Below are 18,233 nucleotides of genomic sequence, written 5' to 3'. Positions count from 1 at the left end.
TCAGCCTTGGTAGTTGTCGCAGAAGGCCTGGGCCTCGGCAACATCGAGGGTGCCTTCGTAGATGGCACGGCCGGTGATGGCGCCGATGATGCCCGGGGCCTTGGCGTCCAGCAGGGCCTTGATGTCGCCCAGGTTGTGGATGCCGCCCGAGGCGATCACCGGGATCGCGGTGGCTTCTGCCAGCGCCTTGGTGAACGGCACGTTGCAGCCCTGCATCATGCCGTCCTTGGCGATGTCGGTGTAGACGATCGCCGAGACGCCATCGGCCTCGAAACGCTTGGCCAGGTCGATGACCTGCACCGAGCTGACTTCGGCCCAGCCGTCGGTGGCGACGAAGCCGTCCTTGGCATCCAGGCCAACGATGACCTTGCCCGGGAAGGCCTTGCACGCTTCGGCAACGAACTCTGGCTGCTTGACCGCCTTGGTGCCGATGATCACGTAGCTGACACCGGCCTTGACGTAGTGCTCGATGGTTTCCAGCGAGCGGATGCCACCACCGATCTGGATCGGCAGGGTCGGGTAGCGCTTGGCGATGGCGGTAACCACTTCACCGTTGACCGGCTGGCCTTCGAAGGCGCCGTTGAGGTCGACCAGGTGCAGGCGGCGGCAGCCACCCTCGACCCACTTGGCGGCCATGCTCACCGGGTCATCGGAAAATACCGTGGAGTCTTCCATGCGGCCCTGGCGCAGGCGCACGCAGGCGCCGTCCTTCAGATCGATAGCGGGGATAATCAGCATCTTGGGAACCTGTCTGTTCTTGGGGTTTCAGGGCTTCTCGAGCGCCCACAGATCGCTTTCGATGCTGTCGAACCGCTCCTTGAGGTGCAGCTGAACATCGGCAATCGCCCTGTTGTAGTAATGGGGTGCAATTTCCTTGCTGAACACATCGAGGACCTCGGCCACCTCGAACGAACCCAGCGTCAACTCGAAACGGTCTTCGAGGAAGCGCTTGAGCGTGTCGAGCGCGGCGCGCTCCTGCTCGGGGGCCAGGGTGATGACTGGGGCCTTGGTCTTCGATCTGCTCATTTACCAGCGCCCGTCCCAGGCGACGAAGTTCTGCAGCAGCTGCAGGCCATGGGTATGGCTCTTCTCCGGGTGGAACTGCACGGCAAAGCGCGAACCATCGGCCAGCGCTGCAGCGAAGTCGACGCCGTAATGGCCGCGACCGACCACCTGCGCCGGCTTGCCGGCATCGATGTAGTAGCTGTGCACGAAATAGAAGCGCGCACGGTCGGGGATGTCATGCCACAGCGGGTGGTGGTTGGTCTGGCCGACCTCGTTCCAGCCCATGTGCGGCACCTTCAGGTGTTCGCCGTCTTCCTTCAGGTCCTTGCCGAAGAAGCGCACCTGGCCGGGGAACAGGCCAATGCAGTCGACACCGTCGTTTTCTTCGCTGTGCTCCAGCAGTGCCTGCATGCCTACGCAGATACCCAGGAACGGGCGGTCCTGGCTGACTTCGCGCACCAGGCTGTCGAAGCCCAGGCGGCGGATTTCAGCCATGCAGTCGCGAATCGCACCCACCCCCGGGAACACCACGCGGTCGGCCTCACGGATGACCGCGGCGTCGCTGGTGACCAGTACCTTGCCGGCACCTACATGCTCGAGCGCCTTGGCCACCGAGTGCAGGTTGCCCATGCCATAGTCGATTACGGCTACCGTCTGCATTTACAGGCACCCTTTGGTGGAAGGCATCTGCCCGGCCATGCGCTCGTCGAGGGTGATGGCCATGCGCAGCGCGCGGCCGAATGCCTTGAACACGGTTTCGATCTGGTGGTGGGTGTTGTGGCCACGCAGGTTGTCGATGTGCAGGGTCACCAGGGCGTGGTTGACGAAGCCCTGGAAGAATTCCTGGAACAGGTCGACATCGAAGCCACCGACGCTAGCGCGGGTGTAGGGCACATGCATCTGCAGGCCCGGGCGACCGGAAAAGTCGATGACCACGCGCGACAGCGCTTCGTCCAGCGGCACGTAGGCATGGCCGTAGCGGAAGATGCCCTTCTTGTCACCGATGGCCTGGGCGAATGCCATGCCCAGGGTGATGCCGACGTCTTCGACGGTATGGTGATCGTCGATATGCGTGTCACCCTTGCACTCGATATCCAGATCGATCAGCCCATGGCGGGCGATCTGGTCCAGCATGTGTTCAAGGAAAGGCACACCGATATCGAATCGGGCCTTGCCACTGCCATCGAGGTTGATCGAGCACTTGACCTGGGTTTCCAGGGTGTTGCGCTCGACGGACGCCTTACGTTCAACCATCACCAGCTCCGCAAAATCATTGGGCGAAAAGGGCTTCATTATAGGCCCAGAACGCGCCCGCTTGAAACGCGGATGACATATGGCATGGCAAGGAATTACGGGGCCGGATTACCGCTACAGGTCTATACAACCGGCTAAAACAGGACTGTTTGTAGGAGCGGCCTTGCGTCGCGATGGGCCGCAAAGCGGCCCCGGCGATTTCTGCATCAGCGCCGAGACCCTGGGGCCGCTTCGCGCCCCATCGCGACGCAAGGCCGCTCCTCATCATCACGTTACCCGTGGGTACCGGATGCTTTCATCAATGGAACAGCACCGCCGTCTTCTGCAGGGTAATCCATACCCCCCAGGCCAACGGTACAACCACCACCGCCCAGGCCAGCAGCACCAGCGGCAGGCTACCCGGCGCTGCTTTCCACTCCAGCGACTGCACGCCATCGGCGCCCTTGTCGTGGCTCAGCGCCCGCTCGGCGGCCAGCTCGGCATCGCTCATGAAGTACTTGTCGGCCACCGGGCGCACCAGCATGTTGCAGACAAAACCCAGCACCAGCAGGCCGGCCAGGATGTACAGCGTCATGTCATAAGCCGCGGCACGTTCCACCCCGGCGGCCAACTGATATTCGCGCAGGTAGGTGATCAGTACCGGCCCCAGCACGCCCGCCGCCGCCCAGGCAGTCAGCAGGCGACCGTGAATGGCACCGACCATCTGCGTGCCGAACAGGTCGGCCAGGTAGGCAGGTACGGTGGAGAAACCACCGCCGTACATCGACAGGATGATGCAGAACGCCGCCACGAACAGGGCCACGTTACCCAGGTGGCCCATGTTCGGCACCAGGCTGTACAGGCCAACCCCAAGTGCGAAGAAGGCGAAGTAGGTGTTCTTGCGACCAATGTAGTCGGAGAACGAAGCCCAGAAGAACCGCCCACCGATATTGAACAGGCTCAGCAGGCCGGTGAAGCCGGCGGCGATCGCGGCAATCTGCGCCAGCTGGGCGCTGTTCAGCTCGCTGAAGCTCAGCCCGTTGCCCAGCAGCTTGCCGGCGAACACTTCCTGCAGCAGCGGCGAGGCCATGCCGAGAATGCCGATACCTGCCGACACGTTCAGGCACAGCACCAGCCAGATCAGCGCGAACTGCGGGGTTTTCCACGCCACGCTGACGTGCACGTGGCGGTCGGTGACCATGGTGTTGCCGGCCTTTTTCGCCGGCGCAGTCCAGCCTTCGGGCTTCCAGCCGGTTGGCGGTACGCGATAGGCCAGGGCGCCGACAGTCATGAACACGAAGTAGATCGCCGCCATGGCCACGAAGCTCTGCCACACCCCCACTTCCTGCGCGTTGCCGAAGTGCCCCATCAGCGCCGTGGCCAGCGGTGCCCCGACCATGGCGCCGCCACCGAAGCCCATGATCGCCATGCCGGTGGCCATGCCGCGTTTGTCCGGGAACCACTTGATCAGGGTCGACACCGGCGAAATGTAGCCCAGGCCCAGGCCGATACCGCCGATTACACCGGAGCCCAGCCACATCAGCCACAGCTGGTGGGTTTTCACCCCCATGGCCGAGATCAGCATGCCGCCACACCAGCACAGCGCCGACACCAGCCCGGCCTTGCGCGGGCCGGCGTGTTCCAGCCAGCCGCCCAGCACTGCTGCCGAGCAACCGAGGAAGACGAAGAACAAGGTGTAGATCCAGCTCAGCATCGAGATCGGCCAGTCACATTCGGCGCTGAACATGCGGGCGATGAAGCCCATGTCCGCCGCGCAGGCGACCGGGGCAGTAATGCCGAGGGCTTGCGACAGCGGTAGCCAGAACACCGAGAAGCCATAGGCCATGCCGATGCACAGGTGAATGGCCAGGGCGGCCGGCGGAACCAGCCAGCGGTTGAAGCCCGGGCGGGCGATAATGCGCTCCTTCGACAGGAAGCCTGGCGCACTGACCAGGGCCCCCGCCGCGACGGTACTGCTCATGGGATAGGATCCTTCTTATAGGGAGAATGCAGGCAAAGCGGCGCAAGGGTAGCAGCATCAAGTAGCGTGAAGGCAATCTGATATTGCAAATTTTCGCTCGGCTGAAACGGTCATGCTGCCTGTTCCGACCCTACTGCCGGCAGGCCGGCGCCCACAGCGACGAAACCGCCAACGGGTTTTGTGCAACCTGTGGGGGGCTGGCTTGCCGGCGATTGGGCCAGTGCAGGCGAAACATGCGGAACTGGCAAAATCAGGGTTGTCGAAAGCCTTACCCTCTGATGCACACGTAGGAAATGCCCTGTATCTCTAGTCGAATACGCAGGGACAACCACTGCGGCGCTATACTCTGGCGCTTGAATTTCAAACGACTACAAGGACTCGCCCATGAAAGCGTTCGGCAAAATCCTGGGACTTGGGCTTCTCGGGTTGCTGCTGATCATCGTGGCGCTGGGCTTCGCCCTGACCCACCTGTTCGATCCCAACGACTACAAAGACGAGATTCGCCAGCTGGCGCGCGACAAGGCACACGTCGAGCTCACCCTCAACGGTGACATTGGCTGGAGCCTGTTCCCATGGCTGGGCCTGGAGCTGCACGAAGCCAGCATCGCCACCTTGAACAAGCCCAAGGAACCGTTCGCCGACCTGCAGATGCTGGGCTTGTCGGTGCGTGTGCTGCCACTGCTGCGCCGCGAAGTGCAGATGAGCGACGTGCGCGTCGAGGGCCTGAACCTGACCCTGGCGCGTGACGAACAGGGCCATGGCAACTGGGAAGACATCGGCAAGCCGTTGCCTGCACAGGACGCCGGCGCGCAGGCCAATGCCCCGGCCCAGGCACCCGCTGAACAACAGCCGGCACCGGCCCCCAGCAACGACCGCGCGGTCAAGCTGGATATCGACAGCCTGACCGTGAACAACGCCCGCGTGCAGTACACCGATGCCAAGACCGGCCACAGCTATAGCGCCGAGAGCATCCAGCTGAGCACCGGCCCGGTCCACGAAGGCGCGAACATTCCGCTCAAGGCCAGCGCCTTCCTCAGCGCCAGCCAGCCGAACATCAAGGCCCGCACCGAGCTGGCCGGCGAGTTGCGCTTCGACCGCAAGCTCAAGCGCTACAACCTCGAAGACATGCGCCTGTCGGGCGAAACCTCGGGTGAGCCAACCGGCGGCAAGACTGTAACCTTCGCCGCGCAGGGCCAGCTGCTGGTCGACCTGGGCGCCAATGTCGCCTCGTGGAGCGGCCTGAAAGTCTCGGCCAACCAGCTGCGCGCCCTGGGCGAGCTGAACCTGCGTGACCTGGACAAGGCACCCCAGCTCAGCGGCGGCCTGTCCATCGCCCAGTTCGACCTGCGCGCGTTCCTCGACAGCATTGGCCGCCCGCTGCCGGCCAGCAACGACCCGGCAGCCTTCTCCAGGCTGGAAATGGTCACCCGCCTGCAAGGCACGCCGAACAGCCTGGCCCTGGAAGACCTGGCCGTGAAGCTGGACGACAGCACCTTCACCGGCCGCGTGGCCGTCGAGGATTTCGCCAAGCAAGCCCTGCGCCTGCAGCTCAAGGGCGACAGCTTCGACGCCGACCGCTACCTGCCGGCCAAGAGCGAGCAGGCCAAGGGTGCCACTGCCGCGCGCCAGGCCGAGGTCAAGCAGCAGGAAGCCAGCGCGGTCGCCGGCGCCGGCACCACGCCGCTGCCCAACGCCCCGACCCAGGTGGCCTGGAGCGACGACAAGCTGTTGCCAGTCGACCGCCTGCGCGTCCTCGACCTGCAGGCCGACCTGGCCTTCGGCGCGCTGACCCTGGATAAACTGCCGATCACCGATGCCCAGCTCAAGGCCGTCGGCCAGGGCGGCCTGCTGACCCTGCAAACCCTGCGTGGCGGGCTGTACAACGGCACGTTCGAGGCCAAGGGTACCGTCGATGTTCGCCCTGCCGTGCCGCAACTGGGCGTCAGCACCAACATCCAGCGGGTACCGGTGGAGCACTTCATCAAGACCGAGGGCAAGGAACAGCAGCCGCCGGTCAAAGGCCTGCTGACCCTGAACAGCGACCTGACCGCCACCGGCAACAGCCAGAAGGCCCTGGTGGATACCCTCAACGGCAACGCCAATTTCGTCATCAACGACGGTGTGCTGGTCAATGCCAACCTGGAACAGCAACTGTGCCAGGCCATCGCCACGCTCAACCGCAAATCGCTGAACGGCGAGCCACGCGGCAAGGACACCCCGTTCCAGGAGCTGCGCGGCAGCCTGGTGGTACGCAATGGGGTCGCCAGCAACCCGGACCTCAAGGCGCGCATCCCCGGCCTTACCGTCAACGGCCAGGGTGACCTCGACCTGCGCGTGCTGGGCATGGACTACAAGGTCGGCGTGATTGTCGAAGGCGACCAGCGCGCCATGCCCGACCCGGCCTGCCAGGTCAACGAACGCTATGTTGGCGTGGAAGTGCCGCTGCGTTGCCGTGGCCCGCTGGAGCTGGGCGCCAAGGCCTGCCGCCTGGACCAGGATGGCATGGGCAAGGTCGCCGCCAAGCTGGCCGGCAACCGCCTGCAGGAAAAGCTCGATGAAAAACTCGGAGACAAAGTGAGCCCGGAAGTGAAAGAAGCGCTCAAGGGGCTGTTCAAGCGATGACCCCAGAGCAGTTCTCCAGCGCTGTGCTGGATTGGTATGACGAGCACGGCCGGCACGACCTGCCCTGGCAGCAGGGCATCACCCCGTACCGGGTGTGGGTGTCGGAAATCATGTTGCAGCAGACCCAGGTCAGCACCGTGCTCAACTACTTCGACCGCTTCATGCAGGCCCTGCCGACCGTGCAGGCCCTGGCCGAAGCGCCCGAGGACGAGGTGCTGCACCTGTGGACCGGCCTGGGCTACTACACCCGGGCGCGCAACCTGCGGAAGGCCGCGAAGATCGTGGTCGAACAGCATGGTGGCGAATTCCCGCGCAGTGTCGAGCAGCTCACCGAGCTGCCCGGCATCGGCCGTTCCACCGCAGGCGCCATCGCCAGCATCAGCATGGGCATCCGCGCACCGATCCTCGACGGCAACGTGAAACGCGTGCTGGCCCGCTACACCGCCCAGGCCGGCTACCCTGGCGAGCCCAAGGTGGCCAACCAGCTGTGGGCCACGGCCGAGCGCTTTACCCCGCAGCAGCGCGCCAACCACTACACCCAGGCGATGATGGACCTGGGCGCCACGCTGTGTACCCGCAGCAAGCCCAGTTGCCTGATTTGCCCGCTGCGGCGCGGCTGCCAAGCGCACCTGCACGGCGAAGAAACCCGCTACCCAGAACCCAAGCCGCGCAAGGCGCTGCCACAACGGCGCACGCTGATGCCGCTGCTGGCCAACCACGAAGGCGCCATCCTGCTTTACCGCCGCCCGTCCAGCGGGTTGTGGGGCGGCTTGTGGAGCCTGCCGGAACTGGACGACATCGCCCAGCTCGACGACCTGGCCTACCAGCACGGCCTGCGCCTGGCCGAAAGCCGCGCCATGGACGGCCTGACCCATACCTTCAGCCACTTCCAGCTGGCGATCGAGCCCTGGCTGGTGCGCGTCGACCCGCTCGGCCAGCACGTGGCCGAGGCCGACTGGCTCTGGTATAACCTCGCCACCCCGCCGCGCCTGGGCCTTGCCGCCCCGGTGAAAAAGCTGCTCAAACGCGCGGCCGACGAACTGATTGCAGGAGACGCCCGATGACCCGCACCGTGATGTGCCGCAAGTACAAAGAAGAACTGCCAGGCCTGGAGCGCCCGCCCTACCCCGGCACCAAGGGCCAGGACATCTTCGAACACATCTCGCAGAAGGCCTGGGCCGACTGGCAGAAACACCAGACCATGCTGATCAACGAAAAGCGCCTGAACATGATGAACGCCGAGGACCGCAAATTCCTCCAGGGCGAGATGGACAAGTTTTTCGCCGGCGAAGAATACGCCCAGGCGGAAGGCTACGTGCCGCCCTCGGAATGACCCCACGGAACGTAAGCGACGGAATTAATTTAAAATTTTTTCAAAAAGTCGTTGACGAGCGGTCTGAAAGTCTATTTAATTCACCTCGTCGCCCAGATAGCTCAGTCGGTAGAGCAGAGGATTGAAAATCCTCGTGTCGGCGGTTCGACTCCGTCTCTGGGCACCACCTTCAGCTTCTGGTGGTTGCAAAGTTACCCGAAGCGACAACAAGAAACCCGCCTAGTGCGGGTTTTTTGTTGTCTGCGATTTTTGCGCAAGGCATGGCAGCCTACCGGCCTTGCTACCATCCCATGAACCTTAGCCTGCAGCGCGCGGCAGCAGCTCGGCATGAAGCCTTACCCCCAGCGCCGCCATCACTTTCATGATGGTTGCCAGGCTCGGGTTACCTTCCGCAGACAACGCCTTGTACAGCCCTTCCCGTGTCAGGCCGGTGTCACGCGCCAACTGAGCCATGCCTCGGGCACGGGCGATATCGCCCAAGGCAGCAGCAAGCAATGCCGGGTCGTTTTCCTCCAGACAGGCCTCAAGGTACAAGGCCATGTCTTCCTCTGTTTTCAAATGGTCCACAGCGTCCCATTTGCTCAGCTTGATATCTGTCATGGCGGCCTCCTAAAGGTCGCGTGCGAGCTTGAGGGCAGATTTGATATCTCTGGCCTGGCTGGCCTTATCGCCACCCGCCAAGAGGATGATCACCTCATAGCCTCGTTGAACGAAATACACCCGATAGCCCGGACCATAATCGATCCTGAGTTCGGATACTCCCTCAGCAACGGGCTTACAGTCCCCCATCATCCCGAGCTCCACTCGACGCAACCTGACGTTGATACGAGCCTTTGCCCGTGGATCACGCAGAGCAGCGAACCACCTTCGGTAGGTCTCGGTTTGAATTAATGTGTGCATGAGAAAAATGTAAACCGTAGTTCACACTACATTCAATTTGCAGCTGTTTCAAACTGTTTATCCATACGCTGTTGACCAGCATCAAAATGCCATTAATCGCTCATCCTAGAATGCCAGATGGCCATCCGAATCGACCCGCAAGGACCGTCATGAGCGAAGAATCCCCCCTCCTGCTCCCCGCCCCCAGCGAACCTGCTGCCGCCCCAGCCCGCACCCGCCGCCCACGCCAGCGCAAGCCGGAGCCGAGCATCACCCGTGTCAGCCAGCAACCCGCAGCCCTGGAAGTGGCCACGGCACCCAAAGGCAGCAACGAAGACAGCACCTCAGCCCGCCTGCCAGAAAGCTACCCTTACCGCACCCGGCTGCGCCGCCAGGACTATGAAAAGGCCAAGCACGCGCTGCAGATCGAATTGCTGAAGGTGCAAAGCTGGGTGAAGGAAACCGGCCAGCGCGTGGTAATCCTGTTCGAAGGGCGTGATGCGGCGGGCAAGGGCGGCACCATCAAGCGCTTCATGGAGCACCTCAACCCGCGCGGTGCGCGCATCGTGGCCCTGGAGAAGCCTTCCGAGCAGGAAAAAGGCCAGTGGTACTTCCAGCGCTACATCCAGCACCTGCCCACGGCGGGTGAAATGGTGTTCTTCGACCGCTCCTGGTACAACCGCGCCGGGGTCGAGAAGGTGATGGATTTCTGCACGCCACTGCAGTACCTGGAGTTCATGCGCCAGGCGCCGGAGCTGGAGCGCATGCTGTGCAACAGCGGCATCCTGCTGTTCAAGTACTGGTTCTCGGTGAACCGCGAAGAGCAACTGCGCCGTTTCATCTCGCGCCGGGACGACCCGCTCAAGCACTGGAAGCTGTCACCCATCGACATCAAGTCGCTGGACAAGTGGGAGGACTATACCGCCGCCAAGGAGGCGATGTTCTTCCATACCGATACCGCCGATGCGCCATGGACGGTGATCAAGTCCGACGACAAGAAACGGGCGCGGATCAACTGCATTCGGCACTTCCTGCATTCGCTGGACTACCCGGGCAAGGACCACAGCGTGGCGCATGCGCCGGATGCGCTGCTGGTCGGGCGCGCATCGCGCGGGTTCGAGGAAGACGAACCTGCGGCAGTAGCCAGTTAGGTTGCCGGGGCTGCTTTGCAGCGGCCCCTTTCTGCAACACTTGGGTTTACCCGGCAACTGCGCTTCAATACGCGCACTTTCAGACACACCCAAGGATTGCCCCATGGCCACCCCTACCAAGCAACAGAAACGCGCCAAGCGCGCCGCCAGCAAGGCCAAGCAGAACCGCATGGTACGCAGCGGCCAGGCGGTCAAGGCCAGTGCCGGCGACAGCGCCAGCATCGAGCAGGTGTACAACAAGGCCATGGAGTCGGGCAGCTACGACGCGCTGTTCAAGAAGATGAAGGAAGCCCAGGAGGGCGGCCTGGTACCGATGATCTCGGTGTTCCTGGTGGACCCGCTGCTGGGCCTGGTGCTCAAGGGGCACAAGGAAGAACACGCCACCGACTACATCGTGCTGGTGTTCAACGCCTACCGTAAATGGCTGGACGGCGCAGATGAAGAGGCCACCATGGCCTGGCTGGAAAGCGACGAATTCCAGGCAGCTTACGTGGCGGCATCGGAGCTGGTTGCCAAGCAGCAACAGCAGCAGAAGCAATTTGGCTGACAGGGCCATGTAGCCTGTTCCGGCCTCTTCGCGGGCTTGCCCGCTCCCACAGGCTCACCGCCAGCCTGAAGGCAACGCCACCCATGTGGGAGCGGGCAAGCCCGCGAAAGGGCCGGAACAGACAACAAAAAAGGCCGCGCCCTGCACAGGACGCGGCCTTTTCATTACAGCCAGCGTGGATCAGTTATCCAGCGCTACCCGCCCGGCAGCTTCACGCTTGCGGTGCACCAGCAAGCCCGCCGCCACCACACCAATGCTCAGCAGCGCGGTCGCGATGATTTCGGCACGGTGGTCTTCACGCAGCGCCATCACCACCAGAATGGCAATGATGAAGGCGATGGTCGCCCAGGTCAGGCCCGGGAACAGCCACATCTTGAAGGTGATCTTCTCGCCACGGGCCTCACGCTGGGCACGCATGCGCAGCTGCGACACGGCAATCACCAGGTACACCAGCAGCGCAATGGCACCGGAGCTGGCCAGCAGGAACTCGAACACCTGGGCCGGGGCCACGAAGTTGGCGAACACGCAAAGGAACGCCGCTGCGGTAGACAGCAGCACAGCCACATGCGGGGTAGCCGACTTGGTGGTGCGCTGGGCGATGGCTGGGGCGTCACCGCGCTTGCTCAGCGAGAACAGCATGCGCGACGAGGTGTACAGCGCCGAGTTCAGGCAGCTGGTTACCGCGATCAGTACGACGATGTCGACGATCAGCTTGGCATTCGGCACGCCGATACGGCTCAGCACAGTCTGGTAGGAACCGGTTTCGGCCAGCGCCGGGTCGTTCCACGGCACCAGGGCCACAACGAGGAAGATCGACACCAGGTAGAACAGGCAGATACGCCAGATCACCGAGTTGGTGGCACGGCTGATCTGCTTGCCCGGGTCCTTCGACTCGGCCGCGGCGATGGTGACGATTTCGGTACCCATGAACGAGAACATGGTGGTCAGCATGGCTGCCAGCACCGCGCCTAGGCCGTTGGGCATGAAGCCCTGGGTGTCGAACAGGTGGCTGGCACCGCTGACCTGGCTGCTCGGCACGAAGCCGAACAAGGCAGCACAACCCACGGCGATGAAGCCGATGATCGCCAGCACCTTGAGCAGGGCAAACCAGAACTCGAACTCACCGTAGTTCTTCACGCTGCACAGGTTGGTCAGGGTCAGCGCCAAGGTAATGACCAGGGAGAACGCCCACAGGTCAACCGCAGGGAACCAGGCATGCAGGATGGCCGCGGCGGCGTTGGCTTCCAGCGGAATCACCAGCACCCAGAACCACCAGTACAGCCAGCCGATGGTGAAACCGGCCCAGCGCCCGATGGCGCGGTCGGCATAAGTAGAGAACGAACCGGTGTCAGGCGAGGCGACCGCCATTTCACCCAACATGCGCATGACCAGTACCACCAGCGTACCGGCGGCAGCGTAAGCCAGCAGCACGGCAGGGCCGGCAGCGGCAATGGCGTGGCCGGAGCCAACGAAAAGGCCGGCACCGATCACGCCAGCGATGGACAGCATGGTCACATGCCGTTGTTTGAGCCCCTGAGCGAGGTCATTGGAATTGTTACCGCTCATAAAACTACCTTTGTAAGGAGTGGACCACCCGACTGCGGGTACGAAGCGCGCCAAGGGTTGACCTGGGCGTCGCTGCAATCGGCGGTTTCCTGCTGGCAATAAGCGCGCCATATACGAAATGCGTTCGTCAGAAAGCCCGGCAGGCCTTTCAGCACGCGGTCCGGAGGGCTTTCGGCCAACAGCTGACCGAAAGGGCATCAAATCTTCGGATTACTGAAATACCCACTTACAAACGCACCAAAGGTGCTCCTCGGTAACACCTTTGCACCGCTGCAAGGCAAAAAAGTGCAACCCACAGGTACAACCGAACGCCTTATAGAGGCCCCTGCCGGTGCACCTGTTTTCACCGGCGCAGCTACTTGGCGGCGCGGATCTACCCGCGAATGGTCTAAAAGCGCTTCCCTGAGCCGGCCAAAGCTGGCACCATCGCGCCTTTTTTCATCAAGGCTCTGGTGCTGGGCGAGACCTTCGCGGACATCCGCGCGACGTTGCGCTGCAGCGATGCGACAAACTGCCCCACCAGCGCCCCGAGCACCTGGCGCCCCTGTTGGCCGCCGCGATACCGCTATGCTAGCTTGGCGCTCGCCAGGAAGGCCGCCAACAGCTGGGAACGCACCCGAACACAATGAGGACCGCACATGGCTCAGGCCACGCCCGCGCTGGAAATCCGCAACCTGCACAAACGCTACGGCGAGCAGGAAATTCTCAAGGGCATTTCGCTGACCGCACGCGACGGTGACGTGATCTCCATCCTGGGGTCGTCCGGCTCCGGCAAGTCCACCCTGCTGCGCTGCATCAACCTGCTCGAGAACCCGCACCAGGGCGAAATCCTCGTCGCCGGTGAAGCGCTCAAGCTCAAGGCCGCCAAGAACGGCGACCTGGTCGCCGCCGACAATCGCCAGATCAACCGCCTGCGCAGCGAGATCGGCTTCGTCTTCCAGAACTTCAACCTGTGGCCGCACATGTCGATCCTCGACAACATCATCGAGGCGCCACGCCGCGTACTTGGCCAGAGCAAGGCCGAGGCCATCGAAGCCGGCGAAGCACTGCTGAACAAGGTCGGCATCTACGACAAGCGCCACAGTTACCCCGCCCAGCTTTCCGGTGGCCAGCAACAGCGTGCCGCCATTGCCCGTACCCTGGCCATGAAGCCCAAGGTCATCCTGTTCGACGAGCCAACTTCGGCGCTCGACCCGGAAATGGTCCAGGAAGTGCTAAACGTTATCCGCGCATTGGCCGAAGAAGGCCGTACCATGCTGCTGGTCACGCACGAGATGAGCTTTGCCCGGCATGTGTCCAGTGAAGTCGTCTTCCTGCACCAGGGCCTGGTCGAAGAGCAGGGATCGCCGCAGCAGGTGTTCGAGAACCCGACCTCGGCGCGTTGCAAGCAATTCATGTCCAGCCACCGTTAACGGAGCAATACATGCACACTTACAAGAAGTTTCTCCTGGCAGCTGCTGCCACGCTGGTGATGTCGGCCAACGCCATGGCCGCAGAAAAACTGCGCATGGGTATCGAAGCCGCCTACCCACCGTTCAACAACAAGGATGCCAGCGGTAACGTGGTCGGCTTCGACAAGGACATCGGCGACGCCCTGTGCGCCAAGATGAAAGTCGAATGCTCGGTCGTCACCTCGGACTGGGACGGCATCATCCCGGCGCTGAATGCCAAGAAGTTCGACTTCCTGGTGTCGTCGCTGTCGATCACTGACGAGCGCAAGCAGGCAGTGGACTTCACCGACCCGTACTACTCCAACAAGCTGCAGTTCATCGCGCCGAAGAACGTCGACTTCAAGACCGACAAGGCCTCGCTCAAGGGCAAGGTGATCGGCACCCAGCGCGCCACCCTGGCCGGCACCTGGCTGGAAGACAACTACGGCGATGACGTAGAGATCAAGCTGTACGACACCCAGGAAAACGCCTACCTCGACCTGGTCTCCGGCCGCATCGACGGCATCCTGGCCGACAAGTACGTGCAGTACGAGTGGCTGAAGAGCAAGGACGGCTCGAACTTCGAGTTCAAGGGCGAGCCGGTGATGGACAGCGACAAGATCGGCATTGCCGTGCGCAAGGGCGACGACAAGCTGCGCAAAGACCTGAACAAAGCCCTGGCAGAAATCAAGGCCGACGGTACGTACAAGAAGATCAACGACAAGTACTTCCCGTTCAGCATCGAATGACCCGCCCAGACTGGCGCGCCCTTGCGGCGCGCCAGTCCCTAGAATGACCTGCCCATGAATATTGACCTGCACGGATTCGGTCCGGCCATGATGGCCGGCACCCTGATGACCGTAAAACTGGCGCTTTGCGCCTTGCTGCTGGGCCTGGTTTTGGGCCTGCTCGGCGCCCTGGCCAAGACTTCCTCGGTCAAGCCTCTGCAATGGCTTGGCGGCTTCTATTCGACCCTGGTGCGCGGCGTGCCCGAACTGCTGTGGGTTCTGCTTATCTATTTCGGCACCGTCGGCTTGATGAATGCCCTCGGTGAAGCCCTGAACATGCCGGGCCTGGAGCTCAGCGCCTTCGCCGCGGGCGTGATTGCCCTGGGCCTGTGCTTTGGCGCCTACGCCACCGAAGTGTTCCGTGGCGCGATCCTGGCGATCCCCAAGGGCCACCGCGAAGCCGGCCTGGCGCTGGGCCTGTCCAAGGGCCGCATCCTGTCGCGGATCATCCTGCCACAGATGTGGCGTATCGCCCTGCCGGGCCTCGGCAACCTGTTCATGATCCTGATGAAGGACACCGCCCTGGTGTCGGTGATCGGCCTGGAAGAAATCATGCGCCACGCGCAAATCGGCGTGACCGTGACCAAGGAGCCGTTCACCTTCTACATGGTCGCCGCCTGCATCTACCTGAGCCTGACCATCATCGCCATGACCGGCATGCACTTCATGGAAAAACGCGCCGCTCGCGGCTTTGCGAGGGCCGTGTAATGAACTGGGAAGTGATCATCAAATGGCTGCCGCGCCTGGCCCAGGGTGCCACCCTGACCCTGGAGCTGGTAGCCATCGCCGTGGTGGCCGGGCTGATCCTGGCCATCCCGCTGGGCATCGCCCGCTCTTCGCGCCACTGGTATGTGCGCGCCGTGCCGTTCAGCTACATCTTCTTCTTCCGCGGTACGCCGCTGCTGGTGCAGCTGTTCCTGGTCTACTACGGCCTGGCGCAATTCGACGTGGTGCGTTCGAGTTCGCTGTGGCCATACCTGCGCGATCCGTTCTGGTGCACGGTGCTGACCATGACCCTGCACACCGCCGCCTACATCGCCGAGATCCTGCGCGGCGCGCTGCAGTCGATCCCCAAGGGTGAGATCGAGGCGGCACGGGCGCTGGGCATGTCGCGTGGCAAGACGCTGTTCTACATCATGCTGCCGCGCGCCGCGCGCATCGGCCTGCCGGCGTACAGCAACGAAGTGATCCTGATGCTCAAGGCCAGCGCCCTGGCCAGCACCGTGACCCTGCTGGAACTGACCGGCATGGCCCGTACCATCATTGCCCGCACCTACCTGCCGGTAGAGATCTTCTTTGCCGCCGGGGTGTTCTACCTGCTGATCTCGTTCGTGCTGGTGCAGGGCTTCAAGCTGCTGGAGCGCTGGCTGCGTGTGGATGCCTGCCAGGGCCGCTGAAACCTCACTGACTGCTTCGCGGGCACGCCCGCTCCCACAGGTGTAGCGCCAACCTTGAATGTGGCGCTATACCTGTGGGAGCGGGCGTGCCCGCGAAGAGGCCCTCAAAACCACCACACATCCTTGTCATGCCCAGCCACCTCCACAGCCACCACCTAAGCACCCGCTTCCAGGCCCTCGACCAGTTCCTGATCGAGCACCAGCAGCTGTGGAAACCCCGCCCCTTCACTACCCTGCAACTGGAGTGGGAAACCGCGCATCCAGACCTTGCCACCCACCTGCGCCAGTGCTCCCTGGCAGACGCCGAAAGCGAAGGCACCGCCTCGGCCTTGCCCGCCCCATTCCCACAACTGGCCCGGCAAGCCCAACAGCTCGCTACCCTTGGCAACCTCCCGGCCACCGACCTGCCCCCTGCCGCCCACCGCCTCGACGTTGCCGTCCCCGGTCGCAAATGGCAGCAGATCGAAGCCTTCGCCAGCCACCTGAGCTTCCGCGCGCAGCCCCGCCACTGGCTGGACTGGTGCGCCGGCAAAGGCCACCTCGGCCGCCGCCTGTTGCAACCCGGCCAGCAGCTGACCTGCCTGGAATACGACGCCGACCTGGTCGCCGCCGGCCAGGCCCTGAGCGCGCACCACCACCTGCCGGCGCAGCACCTGCACCAGGATGTGATGGCCGACGACAGCGCCCGCCACCTGGCCGACGACAAAACCGTGGTCGCCCTGCACGCCTGTGGCGACTTGCATGTACGCTTGATGCAGCTGGCCAGCCAGCAAGGCTGCCGCCAACTGGCCGTGGCCCCTTGCTGCTACAACCGCATTGCAGCGCAGCAGTACCAGCCGTTATCCACAGCCGCGCAGGCGTCCGCCTTGCAGCTGTCGCTGGATGACCTGGGCCTGCCGCTGAGCGAAACCGTCACCGCCGGCGCCCGCGTGCGGCGCCAGCGCGACACCTCGATGGCCCGGCGCCTGGGCTTCGACCTGCTGCAACGCCAGCAGCGCCAGAGCGGCGAATACCTGCCGACGCCTTCGTTGCCTGTGGCCTGGCTGGAAAAGCCCTTCGAGCAATACTGCCGCGACTTGGCCGCGCTTAAGCAACTGCAACTGACCGGCATCCCGGACTGGGCGGCCTTGGAAGCAGCCGGCTGGCAACGACTGGCCGAGGTCCGCAACCTGGAGCGCGTGCGCAACCTGTTCCGTCGGCCGCTGGAGCTGTGGCTGGTACTGGATCGCGCCCTGTTTCTGGAAGAACGCGGCTATAACGTGCAACTGGGCCTGTTCTGTGACTATCCACTGACCCCACGCAACCTGCTGATCCTCGCGGAACGCGACCGTTAGCCGCAGTACAACCTGTGGATAACTCTGTGTACAAGCTTTTGATTAGCTGTTGGATCCAAGCGCTATTTCAAGCGTCTGGCTTATTCCGCCCGGTACTTCAAGCCCAGTAAAAACAGGCGTTTGCGCAAAGACCAGCGGAATGCCGATCCGGCATGCGTTTCGCGCAAGCCGTCAATGCCACTTGTGCATAAACATTCGTTGTGGTTAGCGACCACAGCTGCCAACGCAATCCCTGTAGGAGCGGCCTCGTGTCGCGATGGGCCGCAAAGCGGCCCCGCTTTTGGCCTAATTACACACACCGCTGGGGGCTGCTTCGCAGCCCATCGCGACACAAGGCCGCTCCTACACACACCCGTCCGCGTCAGGATTCAGTGCGCCTTGTTCCTGGCAATCTCGATATCGTTCATCAGCGCCTTGGCCATGTCGCATAAATAGTCGGCCGCACCGAGGAATTTATGGTCATCCTCCATATCCCCCTCGCGCACCAGGTGCTTTATGTAGCCCATCAGAATCGAGACGTGCTCGTAGACAGCATCGGCCGGGACGCCGGGCTCGACGCGTAGCAGGTTGAGGGACGGGTTACCGGCTGCGAGGAAGGTTTCCACGCCTGCGGTGGTGATGGGTTCGATGATGTTTTTGTTCATGGCATAAATCCTTACTCGGGGAAGACACTGCCATAAATCTTTCTCACGGATTTGGGTGGCAGCCGTACGCGGGGTGAGAAACCGGTCGAATAAGGAAGCCCGGCCAGACCGAAGTCTGCCCGCGTACGGCCACCATAAATGGGTAGCGCTTATTCGAGTCGGGTTCTCACACCCGGTCGCCAGAGCGACCCGAAAACGGTATCCGTGAGCCATTTCCCCGACAACAGCGATACTTCAGCGGCGCGCGTAGGATAGGTCCGAAGCCCCCAAACCTTGAAGCGTTTGCCCCCAAGTTCAGAATTGTCTGACCCCTATCTTCACAG

Annotated in this window: 19 protein-coding genes and 1 tRNA gene; 11 read left to right on the top strand and 9 right to left on the bottom strand. The window is 62.9% G+C overall.

All coding sequences use genetic code 11. The annotated features are described in order from the left end of the window. The 5 genes from hisA to ACJA3S_RS01410 all read right to left on the bottom strand — a co-directional run bounded on the left by hisA (position 1) and on the right by ACJA3S_RS01410 (position 4,219). A complete protein-coding gene (hisA, locus tag ACJA3S_RS01430) occupies positions 1-738 on the bottom strand; it encodes a 1-(5-phosphoribosyl)-5-[(5-phosphoribosylamino)methylideneamino]imidazole-4-carboxamide isomerase (RefSeq protein ID WP_170027855.1) in 738 nt (245 codons plus the stop codon). Positions 739-765: 27 nt separating this feature from the next. Beyond that, complete coding sequence (locus ACJA3S_RS01425) at positions 766-1,026, bottom strand: DUF2164 domain-containing protein (protein ID WP_186674953.1); 261 nt, start codon at positions 1,024-1,026, stop codon at positions 766-768. Next, positions 1,027-1,665, bottom strand: coding sequence for an imidazole glycerol phosphate synthase subunit HisH (gene hisH / locus ACJA3S_RS01420; protein ID WP_170027853.1), 639 nt, complete (start codon positions 1,663-1,665; stop codon positions 1,027-1,029). After that, positions 1,666-2,259, bottom strand: coding sequence for an imidazoleglycerol-phosphate dehydratase HisB (gene hisB / locus ACJA3S_RS01415; protein WP_003255736.1), 594 nt, complete (start codon positions 2,257-2,259; stop codon positions 1,666-1,668). A gap of 298 nt (positions 2,260-2,557) precedes the next feature. Continuing rightward, on the bottom strand, positions 2,558-4,219 hold the full coding sequence (locus ACJA3S_RS01410; RefSeq protein ID WP_406820636.1) for an OFA family MFS transporter: 1,662 nt from the start codon (positions 4,217-4,219) through the stop codon (positions 2,558-2,560). A 384-nt stretch (positions 4,220-4,603) separates the two neighbouring features. On the opposite strand from ACJA3S_RS01410, the gene ACJA3S_RS01405 reads away from it, so the two are divergent. From ACJA3S_RS01405 to ACJA3S_RS01390, 4 genes are all read left to right on the top strand, one after another. After that, positions 4,604-6,841, top strand: a complete 2,238-nt coding sequence (locus ACJA3S_RS01405) for an AsmA family protein (RefSeq protein ID WP_406820635.1) — start codon at positions 4,604-4,606, stop codon at positions 6,839-6,841. Beyond that, positions 6,838-7,905 carry an A/G-specific adenine glycosylase gene (gene mutY, locus ACJA3S_RS01400; RefSeq protein ID WP_406820634.1) on the top strand — a complete coding sequence of 356 codons (1,068 nt, stop codon included), beginning with the start codon at positions 6,838-6,840 and terminating at the stop codon, positions 7,903-7,905. The genes ACJA3S_RS01405 and mutY overlap by 4 nt, the downstream gene beginning before the upstream one ends. Then, the gene (locus ACJA3S_RS01395) at positions 7,902-8,174 is read left to right on the top strand and encodes an oxidative damage protection protein (RefSeq protein WP_406820633.1); all 273 of its coding nucleotides are present in this window, start codon (positions 7,902-7,904) and stop codon (positions 8,172-8,174) included. The genes mutY and ACJA3S_RS01395 overlap by 4 nt, the downstream gene beginning before the upstream one ends. 90 nt (positions 8,175-8,264) lie before the next feature. Continuing rightward, positions 8,265-8,340 (top strand) — tRNA-Phe (locus ACJA3S_RS01390). 131 nt (positions 8,341-8,471) lie between these two features. Here the strand turns inward: ACJA3S_RS01390 and ACJA3S_RS01385 are convergent. Then, on the bottom strand, positions 8,472-8,774 hold the full coding sequence (locus ACJA3S_RS01385; protein ID WP_200627227.1) for an addiction module antidote protein: 303 nt from the start codon (positions 8,772-8,774) through the stop codon (positions 8,472-8,474). 9 nt (positions 8,775-8,783) lie between these two features. Next, a complete protein-coding gene (locus ACJA3S_RS01380; protein WP_406820632.1) occupies positions 8,784-9,074 on the bottom strand; it encodes a type II toxin-antitoxin system RelE/ParE family toxin in 291 nt (96 codons plus the stop codon). Positions 9,075-9,223: 149 nt separating this feature from the next. Here ACJA3S_RS01380 and ppk2 point away from each other — a divergent pair, with 149 nt between their 5' ends. Both ppk2 and ACJA3S_RS01370 read left to right on the top strand, forming a co-directional pair. Continuing rightward, the gene (gene ppk2, locus ACJA3S_RS01375; RefSeq protein ID WP_406820631.1) at positions 9,224-10,204 is read left to right on the top strand and encodes a polyphosphate kinase 2; all 981 of its coding nucleotides are present in this window, start codon (positions 9,224-9,226) and stop codon (positions 10,202-10,204) included. 103 nt (positions 10,205-10,307) lie between these two features. Further along, complete coding sequence (locus ACJA3S_RS01370) at positions 10,308-10,751, top strand: hypothetical protein (protein ID WP_170027848.1); 444 nt, start codon at positions 10,308-10,310, stop codon at positions 10,749-10,751. 180 nt (positions 10,752-10,931) lie between these two features. Here the strand turns inward: ACJA3S_RS01370 and gabP are convergent, their stop codons facing one another. After that, on the bottom strand, positions 10,932-12,317 hold the full coding sequence (gene gabP / locus ACJA3S_RS01365) for a GABA permease (protein ID WP_013970487.1): 1,386 nt from the start codon (positions 12,315-12,317) through the stop codon (positions 10,932-10,934). A gap of 638 nt (positions 12,318-12,955) precedes the next feature. On the opposite strand from gabP, the gene ACJA3S_RS01360 reads away from it, so the two are divergent. From ACJA3S_RS01360 to ACJA3S_RS01340, 5 genes are all read left to right on the top strand, one after another. Further along, positions 12,956-13,729, top strand: coding sequence for an ABC transporter ATP-binding protein (locus tag ACJA3S_RS01360; protein ID WP_225780039.1), 774 nt, complete (start codon positions 12,956-12,958; stop codon positions 13,727-13,729). An 11-nt stretch (positions 13,730-13,740) separates the two neighbouring features. After that, positions 13,741-14,496, top strand: coding sequence for an ABC transporter substrate-binding protein (locus ACJA3S_RS01355; RefSeq protein WP_406820630.1), 756 nt, complete (start codon positions 13,741-13,743; stop codon positions 14,494-14,496). 54 nt (positions 14,497-14,550) lie between these two features. Beyond that, a complete protein-coding gene (locus tag ACJA3S_RS01350) occupies positions 14,551-15,243 on the top strand; it encodes an ABC transporter permease (RefSeq protein ID WP_170027846.1) in 693 nt (230 codons plus the stop codon). Then, positions 15,243-15,932: an ABC transporter permease gene (locus tag ACJA3S_RS01345; RefSeq protein WP_406820629.1), complete on the top strand. Its 690-nt coding sequence runs from the start codon at positions 15,243-15,245 to the stop codon at positions 15,930-15,932. The genes ACJA3S_RS01350 and ACJA3S_RS01345 overlap by 1 nt, the downstream gene beginning before the upstream one ends. Before the next feature lie 128 nt (positions 15,933-16,060). Then, positions 16,061-17,266, top strand: coding sequence for a methyltransferase (locus ACJA3S_RS01340; protein WP_406820628.1), 1,206 nt, complete (start codon positions 16,061-16,063; stop codon positions 17,264-17,266). A gap of 368 nt (positions 17,267-17,634) precedes the next feature. Here the strand turns inward: ACJA3S_RS01340 and ACJA3S_RS01335 are convergent, their stop codons facing one another. Continuing rightward, a complete protein-coding gene (locus ACJA3S_RS01335) occupies positions 17,635-17,910 on the bottom strand; it encodes a DUF3077 domain-containing protein (RefSeq protein ID WP_225780035.1) in 276 nt (91 codons plus the stop codon). Between the last annotated feature and the right edge of the window lie 323 nt (positions 17,911-18,233).

This window comes from Pseudomonas sp. KnCO4, from assembly GCF_045344305.1.
Classification (GTDB): domain Bacteria; phylum Pseudomonadota; class Gammaproteobacteria; order Pseudomonadales; family Pseudomonadaceae; genus Aquipseudomonas; species Aquipseudomonas anuradhapurensis.
This window is presented reverse-complemented; position numbering and strand designations above follow the sequence as displayed.